The following is a 14009-nucleotide window of genomic DNA, read 5'->3' on the forward strand; positions in this document are numbered from 1 at the left end:
GAACCTTGCTCTTTCTGCATACTGAAAGTAGCCAATTTTAAACACTCACCCCAGAACTGTTGGCTGTTTCCACCAAAATCCTGTTAATCTCGGCTGCCGTCAAATTCGGATTAGCTTGCCGCATCAAAGCTACAACCCCAGATACGTGCGGTGTTGCCATCGAAGTACCTGCGTAGTAACGATAGGGAATACCAGGGAAAGATAACGGTACTGTCGAATAAATGTCATCCTGAGTTCGATTTCCCCCTTCTCCTCCTGGCGCAACCACATAATTGAGGACTGTAGTACCCGCAAGGTTGGAGAAGTAAGAAAGGTTCTGATTGCGGTCTACTGAACCTGTGGCAATTCCTACCTCGGAAGCAAAGCGGGCTGGGTAATCTGGGCGAGGGCCGGAGTCATTGCCCGCAGCCGAAACCACCACTACACCTCTAGCTTGTGCAAAGCGAATCAGTTCTAGTTCGTCGGTTTCCAATGTTGTACCGCCCACACTCAGATTAATCACAGTTGCTCCATTTGCGATCGCATACTGAATTGCAGCAAGTTCATTCTCAGTTTTGCCCGATCCTTCGGCGTTAAGTATCCTTAGAGGCATAATCTTGGCATTGGGAGCAACCCCAGTAATACCAACGCCATCTTGTTTAGCAGCAATGATGCCGGATACGTGAGTGCCGTGACTGTTTTCATCCATCGGGTCATTATCGTTATCGATAAAATCCCACCCGTGAAAATCGTCAATAAAGCCGTTGAAATCGTCATCTATCCCATTATTAGCTTTGTCAATTCCGTTGCGATCGACACCAGTCTCGCCTAAGTTTGTCCATATATTGTCTGACAATTCGGGGTGATTGTAGTCAACGCCGCTATCTAGAACCGCGACTATTACATTTTCCCCAGTAATTCCTGTTGCCCAAACTTCGGGAGCTTTGACTAAATCCCGTCCCCATTCATCTCCACCCAAATCAGGAACGTCTGGGAAAGTAGGAGCGTTAGCAGCACGAGCAACGGCGGCCGCTGCATCTACCAAACCAAACCCGAAGCGAGTGTCAAAATTCTGCGTACCGATGCCTTCTGGGTTTCCCCTGCTGGGTGTCGCCGACAAATTCAAGCTGAAATTAGTGTCGCCCTCGTATTGATAAACCTTAACGTAATAGGTTCCTGCGGAAAGGGAATCAATAGTAATTTGCTCTGGTTCTGTATCTGCTTGTTCGGAGGAATCGATAATATCTGTGACATCAATAGATTTGTCGTCGTTGATGTCTTTAATAATGGCAACATCGGCATCAGCGCTCAAATTGCTGAGAACTAATTGGAAATCACTAATAGTAGGAATAGTGAAGCGGTAGATATCCTGTGGTTTATCGATGCTCACGAAGTCACTAACAGTTTTATTGCCGTTAAGTACGCCCAAGTCGCGAGCTTGGTTGAGTTCATTCCCTAATAGATTGGTAGCAGGGAAGAAACCTCCGATGAAGTCATCGGGGGAGGTATTAAGAGCAATTCCCAAAATAGCACCAGACTGCCGAATTTGAATCAGGGTGTCCGTACTGCCGGGAGTCAGGGAAACTTGTTGTAGAGTCAGATCGTCCTCGGTGATGCCGTCAGTTAATCCAATAAAATCAGATAAACTGTCAAAGTCGCCGATAATATCGGCTGCACCTGGGTCTAGTGTTGCTGCATCGGTACGAAGGATGAAGATATCTAGGCCGATGCCACCGACGAGGGTATCTAGGCCGAAGTCGCCTACAAGTATGTTGTCATCGTCGCCACCGATCAATAAGTCATCTCCTCGACCTCCTTGGAGGGTATTGCTGCCTGCTTCTCCGCTGAGGAAGTCGTTGCCTTGACCACCGTTGAGGAAGTCGTCACCGGAACCTCCGAATAGGATATCTGCACCACCACCGCCTAGAATGCGATCGTTGCCAAAGTCGCCACTAATCTGTTCAGCATCGCCTGAACCGACGATGAAATCATTGCCACCCAGGGCAAATAGTCCATTGGGGTAAGGAGCCAAAAAGCCCGGAGTTAAGGTTAAACTGTTGGGGCTGTCGTCTAAAAGATAGGAACTGCCGTCAGCGCTGGGGCCTGCCATAAAGGATGTTCTCGTAAGTTGGTGATTCGATTTTAGATTTTTAGATGTGACTTTGTAGTAAGTTGGCGGTTGCTAAGCTTTTACGCATTGGACTGATGGGCGTTTGAGGAAACTCTTACTTTTATTCTCTTTCCCTTCTTTCCCTTCTTTCCCTAGCCCTAAGCATCCTAGCCCCTAACCATAGACGATGCCCCAGGCTGATAGATCGAGCTTGATGTTTAACACTATCAATAATGGTACAGCAAAACTTTCAGCGAGTTAGCAACTTAATTAAGCCTGTGATTTCGCGCCTCAAGCCATATCTGCGCTATTTCATTTTAGGTGGTACTCTCCTATTTGTCGCTAAGGCTTTTAAAGATCACTGGCAAGAAGTGGCGGCGATCCGCATTGACGAGACGGGTGTTGTCATGCTCGCGATCGCGCTTAGCGTTACTTTACTTTCTCATATCTGGGCGGGTTGGGTGTGGCTATGGATTTTACGAGAATTTAATCAATCTGTTGATACTGTTTGGGGTATCCGAGTTTTCCTGAAAACTAATATCGGGAAGTATTTACCCGGCAATATTTGGCATTTTTGGGGTCGCATCCAAGCAGCAAGAGAAGTCGGAGTCCCGGCAGCAATTGCTACTCTTAGTGTTTTGCTAGAACCGCTGTTGATGGCTGCTGCTGCTTTGCTAATTGCTTCCATCGGCAGTCAGCCAGAAAATCGAGCTTTGCAGGTATTTAGTTTAGTAGCAATTTTGATGACCGTCCATCCCAATATTTTAAATCCCTTAGTTCAATATGTGGGAAAAATGAAAGGTTTAGGGAGTAAAAATCAAATACAGAAAAGCGGTAATACAGATCGGGACAAAAATCAATTAGATAACGGCTTTAATGAATCCGAACAATTACCAATTACCAATTACCAATTACCAATTACTAATTCTATACCCCAAATTAAACGCTATCCCTTCCTGCCTTTATTGGGGGAAATCATTTTTTTAGGTTTGCGCGGGGGCGGTTTCTTAATGACTTTAACTGCCTTGACTTCGATAAATTTTAGCGAGATTCCTCAATTATTTAGTGCTTTTAGTTTTGCCTATGTTTTAGGCTTAGTGATACCAGGAGCTCCGGGAGGATTGGGAGTTTTTGAAGCTACGGCGATCGCACTTCTAGATCGCCGATTTTCTCCAGCATTAATTGTTAGCGCAGTTGCTCTCTATCGTTTTGTTAGTATTCTTGCAGAAGCCATCGGTGCAGGTTTTGCTTGGTTAGATGAACGCCGTTAAGTAAGTAGTCGGACATAATTAAACGTAGGGTGGGCGCTCGCGCCTGAATAATCCTTTACCTTCAAAGCTGCTAACCCAGCATCAAGAGATCTTTCAATAGATGAATCCGGTAAATTAGGATTGGTAGGAGATGCCATGACAGTCCCGAAAAATAGCGTCCTTTCCAAGATAGCCTAGAGCTTACAATCTGCAATAGACATCAGATATTTTTTTACCGCAGGTTGAAGGGCGAACAGGGTTTCACTTTCTGCTTGGACTGTTTCAATTAGCGATCGCCTTAAAAGCGATTCCAGCGCCTTCAGCAATTCTGAATCCCGATCTTGCTGAATATTTGAGTACAAATTTTCACACCCAACAGGCATGACTTCTTTCGCCATGCAGTGTAATAGCTGGATTTCTAATGCTGATAAGCGATTAAACTGCCGAGATAACGTATCGCTATAATCTCCCAGAAACAGCCCATTTCTTAAAAATTTAGCAATGCTGCCGCCAAACATATCCTTAATAGTTGTTGTTACTATTTTTAACGCTAAAGGATTGCCGCTGTATGCCTCTATCAGTTCTGAGTATTCACCTTCTTCAGACACACCCTTGTTTTTAAGGATGTCCGCTGCCGCTTCTCCCAAACTACCCAATTTAAATGACCGTACAGATTGATTTTGACCTTCTAACGCCGCAATTTCTTTGGGTTTTTCGCAGCTAGTCAACAGCAAGCAACTTTGATGCTGCGATTTTCCTACTTGTTTCAGAAATTCCCCATATACTTGATAACCTTTGCGATAATTTCCTGTTAACTGCTCAGTGCTGAAAACAGCTTCCCACTCATCTAAGATTATCAAGCATCGACGCTTTTGTAAACACTGAATCAGCCGCTGGATACCATCAGCGATGATTGTCGGTTCTATTGCATTTGTGGAAGCGATTAGGTTCTCCAAAGAAAATTCTAGCTGCGATCGCTCTCAGAGAGCGATCGCAGCTAGAAAAAATTTTTTTTTAGAGTGACTAACTAACCGCAATTTACCTAAATCGCTTAGCGGTCGATCGGATAAACATTCGATTAAATTTACCAGAGTATCTGCCAATAGAGGTGCATGACTGAGGTTGAGCCAAATCAAGCACTCAAACTGGTCTTTAATCATATTTCTTAGCTTAGATGCTAAAGCAGTTTTGCCAATGCCACCCATACCCAATATAGCAACTAAGCGAGAGTTTTCCTGTAAAATCCATTGCTTTAAGTTAGCAATTTCTGTTGTACGCCCGTAGAAAATAGAGGGATCTACCGCCAGCCCCCATTCAGTTCTATTTTCGATGGGAGTTTGGGGAGTTTGGGCAGAATTTATCAATGTAGAATGCAATGTTTCTGTGCTACTATTTTGTTTATAACCACATATTTCTAGCATAGTTGGGATTTCTTTCCAGTCTTGGGGTTGTTGCAGCGTTAAAACTTCTATGTAGCGATACAGCCCTCTCGATAAATCTACTCTAATACCCGTGCATTTACGATGGAGTGCGGCGGCAATTTCCTGCGGGCTATAATTGCAAAGCAATCCTCGCAGGTACGTTTTTTCTAAAGGAGTGAGTCGCTGCTTTCTACTGCTAGTGTAGTCTTGCTTGGCCGCTGTCAAATCTGCATATAACTGTTCGAGATTCCAGCAAGCCTCAGCCTCTAGAAACTTCTGTGCTGGTATTTGTAAAAGTTTATTTTGGTATGTCATGTATATTCATAATAAGTAAACACTCCGTCAACTCGATACAGCTACTTTGTCAGTCGGAAAAAGTTAGATGCACCTGATGCAACCTTGAAAGCGACTTTAATCTGTTTTGCCAGCTCAAGTCGAACACTTCTTTGCGATTTGAACATAATCTTGCTAAATCATGCGAAACTGTTTAGGTGAAATGCCTGTGTATCGGCGAAAGCACTTTGCAAAATGACTGGGATTGGCAAAGCCACACTCGATCGCAATATTGTTTATTGTCCATTCTGTCTGCTTCAATAGTTGCTTCGATCGCTCTACTCGTTGCTGAATTAAGTAGGCATGAGGAGTCATTCCCGTTGATTGCTTAAACAATCGACAGAAATAGTATTGACTCATACCTAATTCGGCTGAAATTTCTGCTAACGATACATTTTCACTAAAACGATCGTTGATATATTCAATAGCTTGCTTCAGTTTGTATTTGGGCAACCCGTAAGCATATTCCATCAGAATATGCTTACGGGTTGAGTAATATGTTAAGCAATGAGCCGCTAGAGCCGTCGCCATTGAATCCGCATAAAAGCAACTATTATTTGGATGGTTTTCCAATACTGCTGTCAGTGCTAAGATAATTTGCCAAACTAGCGGATCTGGTTTTTTAAGCGTGAGATTAACTTCAACTCGATCTGGGTTTACTGACTCATAGGCGGCATGATTAAGAAATGTAGGCTCAAGGTAGCAGTGAGTGATATCAAATTCCTGACTACACCTAGCCTTAATAGGTGCGTAAGCAGGAAGTATTTCAATGCAACCCGTTTCCTCCTGGTCATGCTGCACTAGGTGACGCTTACCATCAAAGGCTAATTCCATTTCTGTTGGCTGCTTCCAAAATGGAAGACAAATTATATGTTGCAAACCACATATTTCAGGAATTTCCATTGCAGGCAGTTGATAGTGTGCTAGATGAATATTTTTCCATCCCGCGTCATGACTGGAGTGAATAAGCGGGCGCGGAACAAACTTTGAAGTTGCATCTTGTTGAGAATAATCAATAGCTAAGGGTCTTTCTGTTAGCATCCTTTTCGGTCCTTCCAATACCTATGGATCAAATTTTTTTCCAGTAGCTGCCTCATCCTTATAACTACGAGTTATAAGGAAACTTTCTGTATAATATGCCAAATTGAGTAATTCTCAGAAAAATACCTAATAAAACTACTAATAGCTGTTAGGTGACTTATCGGTCTTGAGTATTTTATAAATGTAGAGAGCGGGATTTTATAACACCTGCTGTCAGAAAAGTTAAGAGGACAGCTTAAATGGCATCAATTCAACTGACAAATCGGCTAACTGCAACAGACAAGAATATTTTTACTCCCAACTCGTCTGATGCTACTGGTACAACAACTCGCGCTAAAGATTACCTCTTAGAAGTACAGTTAGTTAATGAGCCTATATCAATCGATCTTTTTAAAGATGCGAGCACCTATGACCCTTACGTGGAAGTCTATCAGATACCCAAAGGCAGCAGGGGTGCGAATCTCGCTGAGACGGGTACTTTTGTTGCTCAGGATGATGATAGCGGCGGCGGCCTCAACTCAAGAATAGCGGCGCTTACAAGTCTGCCTGGTGTGGACTATGTAGTCCGCGTGACTAGCTTTAGTGCGTTATCATCACTTCCTCAGCCTTTCACATTACAGGTTTCAACTCCCAATGGCACTGTCGCCTTGAAAGACCCCGTAACAGGTGTGACTTTAGATGCAGCAGGCAACATCATCCCGGGCAGTGGCGGGGACCCTCTAACAGGCAACCTTCCCGTCCGACGTTTCTTTGACAAGACAGCAGGAGGGCATTTTTATACCACTGACCCGACAGAGAAAAATGAGCGACTGAACAACCCTACTCGTTACCAGAGTGAAGGCGATGAATTTATCGCTCCGGCCGCCGGTAACGCAAAGGTTCAACGCTTCTTCAATACAGCATCAGGAACCTACTTCTATACAAATAAACCTACTGACATACAGTTTGTTCGCGACAACTTACCCCAGTTCCGTGCTGAAGGGGAGGTTTTCAATTCATATAACACGGCAGTTTCGGGTGCGATACCCGTCTTTCGTTTTACTAACCTGGCGAGGGAACGGGAAAATCCGCAAAATATTACACACTTTTACACCGCTAGCGCAGCGACGCGGGCGGTGGTACAGGCGAGGTCAGATTTCCGGGATGAGGGGGTTGCTTTTTATGCTCTTCCCCCGACCTAAGTAGTCAGTTGGATTCATTTAGGTTTAAAAGCAGTAGTAGGGTACGCCGCGCGCACCCTACTTTTTTATCTATCAAACTTCAGGTTCAATTCCAGTATCTTGACCAATAGCATAATCACCTTCTGGATGGAGATTTTGAAGTACAGATTCGAGGGAATCTGTTAATAGAATACTTTGCGGATGCTCCTGAAATTTTTCCACAAACGTACCATCTGTTTCTGGGATTTCAGTATGATCTGGTAAACGAGTAATTTGACCAATTTCCTCGGTAATATAAGTCATGACTTCACCTCAATTATCGGTAATTTCTAAACCAGAAACTACAGGCGCAATCTTATTCAATTTCAAGGCCGGATGTTCGCCTTCCACTTGTTGACAATTCCATTCATTTCTAAACAGTAAAACTGGTCGCCCCCAGCCATCTTTGACTGTCACTGTATTAAATAATCTCCCCACTTTTTCCAGCGCATCCCAACCACCATCAACCCAACGAGCAACGGTAAAAGGTAATAACTCTAACAGCGACTCTACGCCGTATTCATTCTGCATTCGGAATTGCACTACTTCAAATTGTAATTGCCCAACTGCGGCTAAAATTGGATCGCGCTTAGCATCATCTGCCGAGTACATAATTTGTACTGCCCCCTCTTCTTGTAACTCGGAAATACCTTTACGAAATTGTTTGAATTTAGAGGGATTGGGATTTCTCAAATAAGCAAAAAGTTCGGGTGAAAAACAGGGTATTCCTTCATACTCTAGTTTTTGACCGTTGTAAATCGTATCGCCAATTGCAAATACTCCCGGATTATTCAACCCAATTACATCCCCAGGATAAGCAACTTCTATGGATTCCCGATCTTGGGCAAATAACTTTTGAGGTCTTGACAATCGTACAACTTTACCAGTACGAGAGTGATTCACTGTCATATCTTTCTCAAATTTGCCGGTACAAACCCGAATAAATGCCACCCGATCTCGGTGTTTCGGGTCCATATTTGCTTGCAGTTTAAACACAAAACCAGTAAATTCTGGGTAAGTTGGTGGCATTTCGCCCATACTACTTTTGTGAGTTCCAGGCTTGAGGGCATAATCTAGAAACGCATCCAAAAATAACTCCACCCCAAAGTTACTCATGGCACTACCAAAGAATACGGGTGTCATTTTCCCAGCGCGAACTAATTCTAAATCGAGTTCGGAACCGACTGCTTCTAAAAGTTCTAGGTCATCTTTAAGTTGATAGTAAAGGTCTTTCTCTAACAGTTCTTCAATACGAGGATCGCCTAACTCTATAACTGTATCGATCGCCTCCCGCGAACCGTGTCCCGCACGCTCAAATAAGTGAATCTGACCTTGGCGGCGATCGTAAACGCCTTTAAAGCGATCGCCCATTCCAATGGGCCAATTCACCGCATAAGTCTGCAAACCCAATTCTTTCTCAATTTCATCCAACAATTCCAGCGGTTCTCTCCCCGGCCTGTCAAGTTTATTGAAAAATGTAAATATTGGCAAACCGCGCATTCGGCAAACTTCAAACAATTTCCGTGTTTGTGGTTCTAAACCTTTCGCCGCATCTTCTAGCATCACTGCGTTATCAGCGGCGGCCAAAGTTCTGTAAGTATCTTCACTAAAATCTTGGTGTCCGGGAGTATCGAGTAAATTAATCTGATACTTTTGATACTCGAACTGCAACACTGTAGAAGTAATCGAAATTCCCCGTTGTTGTTCCATCGCCATCCAGTCTGAGGTAGCGTGACGCTGGGCCCGCCGCGCCTTGACTGCACCCGCTTCGTGAATTGCACCTCCGTACAGCAGCAGTTTTTCTGTGAGAGTGGTTTTACCCGCGTCAGGGTGGGAGATAATCGCAAAGTTGCGACGACGCTCAACAGCGGTTTGCAGTTCTGTCTCAAGCTCTGTGGTCATAGAAGAATTACAGGGAAAAATCTTGGCCCAGTCTTTATTATAGGAATTATTGGTACTCTTGATTGTCGGTTGCTTGAAGGGTGTCCTTGAGAAGGTGGATTTTGGATGGCAGGATTGGGGACTGGGGGATTTGTTTGTTCAATAGTAAGGTGCGATCGCGATCGCTATACTTGGGTGAGCGCCAACACCTCGATCGGCGATCGGTTAAGCTAAACCATAAATGTCATACCAATTTAAGCTCGACAATAAGTTTGTATAATCCTATTGTTTACTATGTATAATTGAGTTTTACAGGACTTACGCACCCAACCAAAGAAACCGGGTTTTTTAACGAAAATACTTCCTTGTGATTTCTACTCACAGTGATTGTAATTAAGGAATATTACTAAATTAGATTTCACCAAACTTACCATCAAGAAAGTCAATATTAATATAAAAGAATAAGTTATTGACATTAGAGCTTAGAAAGGGTAATAAAAACGGATTGATAGTGCGAACCATTCAACTCTCTTCTTTGGTAAAGTAATTTATCGTTTACAATCATAGGGTGTGACATCAGACACGACAACAAGCAATCCTTTTTAATTATCATCTACTTACCGACTGTTAATCTCTGGCAAGTAAAGGCAAGAATCATGCTCGATAATTGGCATAATTTTTTTACCGCAGGACAGTTTATTCCTCACGGTCATTGCTATCTATGGAAGCCGGGATTAGTCAGGCTTCACGTAGTTTCGGATGCAATAATTGCTCTATCCTACTATTCCATTCCTCTAACCTTAGTACATTTAGTCCGCAAGCGCGGCGATTTGCCTTTTAACTGGATATTTCTCTCCTTTGGCAGTTTTATTATTGCCTGTGGCACGGGACACCTCATGAATATCTGGACGCTATGGCATCCTACCTATTGGCTAGCAGGTTTCCTCAATGCGTTTACAGCTATTATTTCTGCCTGTGTAGCCGTACTCTTAGTGTGGTTAATTCCTAAAATCTTAGCTCTTCCAAGTCCAGCACAATTAGCAGCAGTTAACAGGAAACTAGAAATAGAAATTAAGGAGCGCCAGCAGGCAAGATTAGAACTAGACCAAGCTTACCAGCAATTGACTTTTCATGTCGAGAATTCGCCTGTGGCAGTGGTAGAATGGGATAGTGAATTTCGGGTGAAGCGGTGGTCGCGGCAAGCGGAAAAAATCTTTGGTTGGAAAGCCAATGAAGTGATAGGAAAACACCCTGCGGAATGGCAATTAATTCATCCTGAAGATGCAGAAGCCGTCAGCTCGAGCGTGCTTAAACTTCTCTACGGCAACGAACCTCGTAATATTAGTAAACACCGCAACTATACTAAGGACAATTCTATTATTTACTGTGAGTGGTATAACTCCGCATTTATGGATGAGTCTGGAACTTTGGTGTCAATTTTGTCCCTAGTTCTTGACATCAGCGATAGACTGCGAGCAGAGGAAGGGTTAGTCAACCAAAAGCGCACCTTGAGAACTATTCTAGACCACGCTCCGATTTGGATTTGGATGACAGATACAAAAGGCAAAATGCAATTTGTGAATAAGACTTTTTGTGAAGATATGGGAGTTACTGAGTCTCGCTTTTTAGAGGTTCCTCACTATTCAGAAATTATCGGTAAAGAAGAGTCGGTAAACTCCCTAACATCTGATGCAGCTTGCTGGAGTCAAGACGCACCTCATCACTCAGAAGAAACTCTGCTTTTTGTAGATGGTAAATTTCACGATTTAGAAATCATCAAAGCTAAGCTTAAAGGTGAATCTGGCAAGGCAATTGGTTTAATTGGTTTGGCGGTAGATGTCAGCGATCGCAAACAAGTTCAGTTAGCACTTCAGCAGTCAGAAATTCAATTTAGACAACTCGCTCAGCACGAAGAATTACTCAACCGTTTAGCGAGTCAAATTCGCAATTCTCTAGACCTTGATACCATCCTACAAACAACAGTAAATCAAATTAGAAATTTGTTGCAAATTGACCGCTGCTATTTTCTTTGGTATCGTCCAAAGACGAAAGAATTAAATGCTAAATCGGCGGCGGAAAATATACTCGAAATAACTAAAAAGCTTGACCCAGAGGAAAAAATATCAGTCAACTATTTTACTGATTCTGCCGATAAATCTCGACCCAAATGCCAAATAGTGCCGATAGAAAACTGCTATTGGGAAGTAGTAAATGAAGCCAAGGATACAAGTTTGGATAGTTATATTGGCTTCTATTCTGGCGAACAAATAGGTCGTTGGACAGATCGTTTACTACAACTATCAATCATCCGAGTTAATGATGCTAGTACGTTATCTGAGCCAGAAATGCAGAAATTTTTACTGTCTTTTGGGATGATTTCTTATCTCTCCTTGCCAATTCAAACCCAGTCGGGAGAAATAGGGGTTTTAGTGTGCGGACATCAGAGTTGCGTGCGGGTATGGCCAGACAGTGAAGTAGAACTTTTGCAAGCAGTGACAAATCAATTAGCAATCGCACTCGATCAAGCTGAAATTTACAGCCAAACTCGCCAAGTCGCTTTCCACGCTCAAGCTCAAGCAGAACAATTAGAGCAAGCTTTGCAGCAGTTACAAAAAACTCAAGCTCATCTGATCCAAACTGAAAAAATGTCCTCTCTAGGTCAGATGGTAGCCGGTGTTGCCCACGAAATTAATAATCCGATCAATTTTATTCATGGCAATATTAGCTATACCAGTGACTACGCCCTAAATTTACTAGATTTAGTGGAACTTTACCAAAAATACTATCCCAAACCAACTCCCGAAATTCAAGAGCGGATCGACAATATAGACTTGGCATTTATGAGTGAAGATTTGCCGAAGTTGTTATCTTCAATGAAACTAGGAACTGAGCGAATTCGCTCTATTGTCTTGTCCCTGCGAAACTTCTCACGTCTCGACGAATCAGAAGTCAAAGAAGTTAACGTTCATGAAGGTATTGACAGTACGCTGCTGATCTTGCAAAATAATCTTAAGGAAAAACCAGAAGAGTTAAGCATTCAAGTTATTAAAGACTACGGTAGCTTGCCTTCGATCGAGTGTTGTCCCGGACAGTTGAACCAAGTCTTTATGAATCTACTTGCTAATGCGATCGATGCTTTACATGAGCTAAGACTCAAGCAGAAACAGCAAGAACAACAATCCCCAACACTGAATGCTCAATTACCTACGATTTGGATTCGGACTGAAGTTATAGATAGCGATCGCATCGCTATTAAAATTAAAGACAATGGCCCGGGAATGACTGAGGAAGTGCGGAGTAAGCTATTTGACCCCTTTTTTACTACTAAAGAAGTAGGCAAGGGAACTGGTCTGGGTTTATCAATTAGCTATCAAATTGTAGTAGAAAAACACGGCGGTCAGTTGTACTGCATTTCTGCACTAGGAGAAGGGGCAGAATTTGCAATCGAGATTCCAGTTCGACAGCAAAGTAATAAAAAGTTGATTTCTGGTCTTCCTGTTGCTGAGGCCATATAGTCTTAAAAATTAAAAATGGAACAATGGAACAGCTTCGAGGGGCGAGGCTGTGCTAAAGTTGTGTAAAAAGGAAACTTATAACAAAAGGAGATGGAGGCTAATATGTACGACTCCGACAAGCGGAAACTACTATCAGGTTTGAGTCACGGGGCAATATTTTTCAGCGCTACACTTGTGTCTATCGGCATACCCATAGCTATTTTGCTAGTATCCGACGACCCAGTGGTTAAGGATAATGCCAAAGAATCTCTCAATTTTCACATTAACCTCTACATCTACGGTGCAGTTGCTGGGGTGCTGATTTGGGTTTTAATTGGTTTCCCGCTATTGGTTTTGTTGGGAATTATCAGTTGGGTAATGCCAATTTTGGCTATTGTCAAAATTTTGGCAGATCCCGATCAGCCTTACCGTTATCCTTTTATTTTTCGCCTGGTTTAAGAGCTGATTTTTACTCTTTTTATTCAAACCCGCTTCGGCGGGTTTTGCTTTTGTATTTCATTTTTTGCTGACTGTCATGGATTAGTAATACGGCAGGAGGCAGGAGGCAGAAGGCAGAAGGCTCTTATGTAGAAGGAAAATGCAATACTAGAACGGGTTTGGGCGACCCTTGAATGTCAAGACCGTTGTGGCGGTTGCTATAGTTGTAGGATGAGTGCTTCTCTAATGTATACCCTGAGCGCCACCAATATCTTAACTTTCAGCGCTCACCCTACAACCTAGATTCAGAATTAAAAATTAAAAATTAAAAATTGCTGATTCGCTCTTAATTTTTAATTTTTAACTTTTAATTCTCAATTAACTTTAGCAACTTCAGCTTGGTGCTCTGCTGCTTGTTTAGCATTGATTTTTTGATTGAGTTCGCGAATGCGACGCGAGAGTAGACGGATAATATTGACAGCAATTCCCGGCGTTTCATCAATAGCATCATAGAGCTGCATCTGAGTCAGCATCAAACACTCGCATTTTTCAATAGTCGTGATCGAAGCCGAACGCGGTTCAGCGTCAAACAGGGACATTTCGCCAAAAAAAGTACCCTGTTCTAACTGTGCTAGGTCGCGATCGCCTATATGTACTCTGACTTTACCAGAAACAACAATATAAAGCGATCGCCCTTCTTGACCTTCAGTAAAAATGCTGTATTTAGATGGAAAAGAAAGCTCGTCCATCACAGATGCTAGACGCACGAGAAAATCATCTCGCAGTTCCTTAAAAATCGGAACTCCCCTGACAAATAATAGGCGTTCAACGCTGGTTAACATAAGCCATTGTGGATTTTAAAA

Annotated in this window: 10 protein-coding genes and 1 pseudogene; 4 read left to right on the top strand and 7 right to left on the bottom strand. The window is 42.9% G+C overall.

Annotated features, from left to right (window positions below):
* Positions 1–37: 37 nt before the first annotated feature.
* Positions 38–2089: a S8 family serine peptidase gene (locus tag OSCIL6407_RS0101385; protein ID WP_007353245.1), complete on the bottom strand. Its 2052-nt coding sequence runs from the start codon at positions 2087–2089 to the stop codon at positions 38–40.
* Between the two features lie 233 nt (positions 2090–2322).
* Here OSCIL6407_RS0101385 and OSCIL6407_RS0101390 point away from each other — a divergent pair, with 233 nt between their 5' ends.
* The gene (locus OSCIL6407_RS0101390; RefSeq protein WP_007353246.1) at positions 2323–3360 is read left to right on the top strand and encodes a putative bifunctional lysylphosphatidylglycerol flippase/synthetase; all 1038 of its coding nucleotides are present in this window, start codon (positions 2323–2325) and stop codon (positions 3358–3360) included.
* Between the two features lie 173 nt (positions 3361–3533).
* On the opposite strand, the gene OSCIL6407_RS0101395 is transcribed toward OSCIL6407_RS0101390, so the two are convergent.
* The 3 genes from OSCIL6407_RS0101395 to OSCIL6407_RS0101405 form a co-directional block, all read right to left on the bottom strand.
* Positions 3534–4295, bottom strand: coding sequence for a hypothetical protein (locus tag OSCIL6407_RS0101395; protein WP_007353248.1), 762 nt, complete (start codon positions 4293–4295; stop codon positions 3534–3536).
* Between the two features lie 24 nt (positions 4296–4319).
* A complete protein-coding gene (locus OSCIL6407_RS0101400) occupies positions 4320–5075 on the bottom strand; it encodes an NB-ARC domain-containing protein (RefSeq protein ID WP_007353249.1) in 756 nt (251 codons plus the stop codon).
* 153 nt (positions 5076–5228) lie between these two features.
* A complete protein-coding gene (locus OSCIL6407_RS0101405; protein WP_007353250.1) occupies positions 5229–6134 on the bottom strand; it encodes an AraC family transcriptional regulator in 906 nt (301 codons plus the stop codon).
* Positions 6135–6373: 239 nt separating this feature from the next.
* Here OSCIL6407_RS0101405 and OSCIL6407_RS0101410 point away from each other — a divergent pair, with 239 nt between their 5' ends.
* Complete coding sequence (locus OSCIL6407_RS0101410) at positions 6374–7315, top strand: hypothetical protein (protein ID WP_007353251.1); 942 nt, start codon at positions 6374–6376, stop codon at positions 7313–7315.
* An 87-nt stretch (positions 7316–7402) separates the two neighbouring features.
* Here OSCIL6407_RS0101410 and OSCIL6407_RS0101415 read toward each other — a convergent pair.
* Together OSCIL6407_RS0101415 and prfC are read right to left on the bottom strand one after the other, a co-directional pair.
* Positions 7403–7597, bottom strand: a pseudogene (locus tag OSCIL6407_RS0101415) (hypothetical protein); the annotation flags it as partial.
* A 9-nt stretch (positions 7598–7606) separates the two neighbouring features.
* Positions 7607–9235 (bottom strand): peptide chain release factor 3, encoded by a 1629-nt coding sequence (gene prfC, locus OSCIL6407_RS0101420; RefSeq protein WP_007353253.1) that lies wholly within the window; start codon positions 9233–9235, stop codon positions 7607–7609.
* 635 nt (positions 9236–9870) lie between these two features.
* On the opposite strand from prfC, the gene OSCIL6407_RS0101425 reads away from it, so the two are divergent.
* Both OSCIL6407_RS0101425 and OSCIL6407_RS0101430 read left to right on the top strand, forming a co-directional pair.
* Positions 9871–12729 carry a PAS domain S-box protein gene (locus OSCIL6407_RS0101425; protein WP_007353254.1) on the top strand — a complete coding sequence of 953 codons (2859 nt, stop codon included), beginning with the start codon at positions 9871–9873 and terminating at the stop codon, positions 12727–12729.
* A 102-nt stretch (positions 12730–12831) separates the two neighbouring features.
* Entirely contained in the window at positions 12832–13167 is a 336-nt protein-coding gene (locus tag OSCIL6407_RS0101430) for a DUF4870 domain-containing protein (RefSeq protein ID WP_007353255.1), read from the top strand.
* Positions 13168–13520: 353 nt separating this feature from the next.
* Here OSCIL6407_RS0101430 and OSCIL6407_RS0101435 read toward each other — a convergent pair whose 3' ends face one another.
* Positions 13521–13988: a Crp/Fnr family transcriptional regulator gene (locus tag OSCIL6407_RS0101435; protein WP_007353256.1), complete on the bottom strand. Its 468-nt coding sequence runs from the start codon at positions 13986–13988 to the stop codon at positions 13521–13523.
* Positions 13989–14009: the final 21 nt, after the last annotated feature.

It is taken from the genome of Kamptonema formosum PCC 6407 (assembly GCF_000332155.1).
Classification (GTDB): domain Bacteria; phylum Cyanobacteriota; class Cyanobacteriia; order Cyanobacteriales; family Microcoleaceae; genus Kamptonema; species Kamptonema formosum.

Excerpts from the sequence above, each read along its gene's own strand:
- OSCIL6407_RS0101385 (WP_007353245.1), bottom strand. The coding sequence starts at position 2,089 with ATGGCAGGCCCCAGCGCTGACGGCAGTTCCTATCTTTTAGACGACAGC.
- OSCIL6407_RS0101390 (WP_007353246.1), top strand. The coding sequence starts at position 2,323 with ATGGTACAGCAAAACTTTCAGCGAGTTAGCAACTTAATTAAGCCTGTG.
- OSCIL6407_RS0101400 (WP_007353249.1), bottom strand. The coding sequence starts at position 5,075 with ATGACATACCAAAATAAACTTTTACAAATACCAGCACAGAAGTTTCTA.
- OSCIL6407_RS0101405 (WP_007353250.1), bottom strand. The coding sequence starts at position 6,134 with ATGCTAACAGAAAGACCCTTAGCTATTGATTATTCTCAACAAGATGCA.
- OSCIL6407_RS0101410 (WP_007353251.1), top strand. The coding sequence starts at position 6,374 with ATGGCATCAATTCAACTGACAAATCGGCTAACTGCAACAGACAAGAAT.
- prfC (WP_007353253.1), bottom strand. The coding sequence starts at position 9,235 with ATGACCACAGAGCTTGAGACAGAACTGCAAACCGCTGTTGAGCGTCGT.
- OSCIL6407_RS0101425 (WP_007353254.1), top strand. The coding sequence starts at position 9,871 with ATGCTCGATAATTGGCATAATTTTTTTACCGCAGGACAGTTTATTCCT.
- OSCIL6407_RS0101430 (WP_007353255.1), top strand. The coding sequence starts at position 12,832 with ATGTACGACTCCGACAAGCGGAAACTACTATCAGGTTTGAGTCACGGG.
- OSCIL6407_RS0101435 (WP_007353256.1), bottom strand. The coding sequence starts at position 13,988 with ATGTTAACCAGCGTTGAACGCCTATTATTTGTCAGGGGAGTTCCGATT.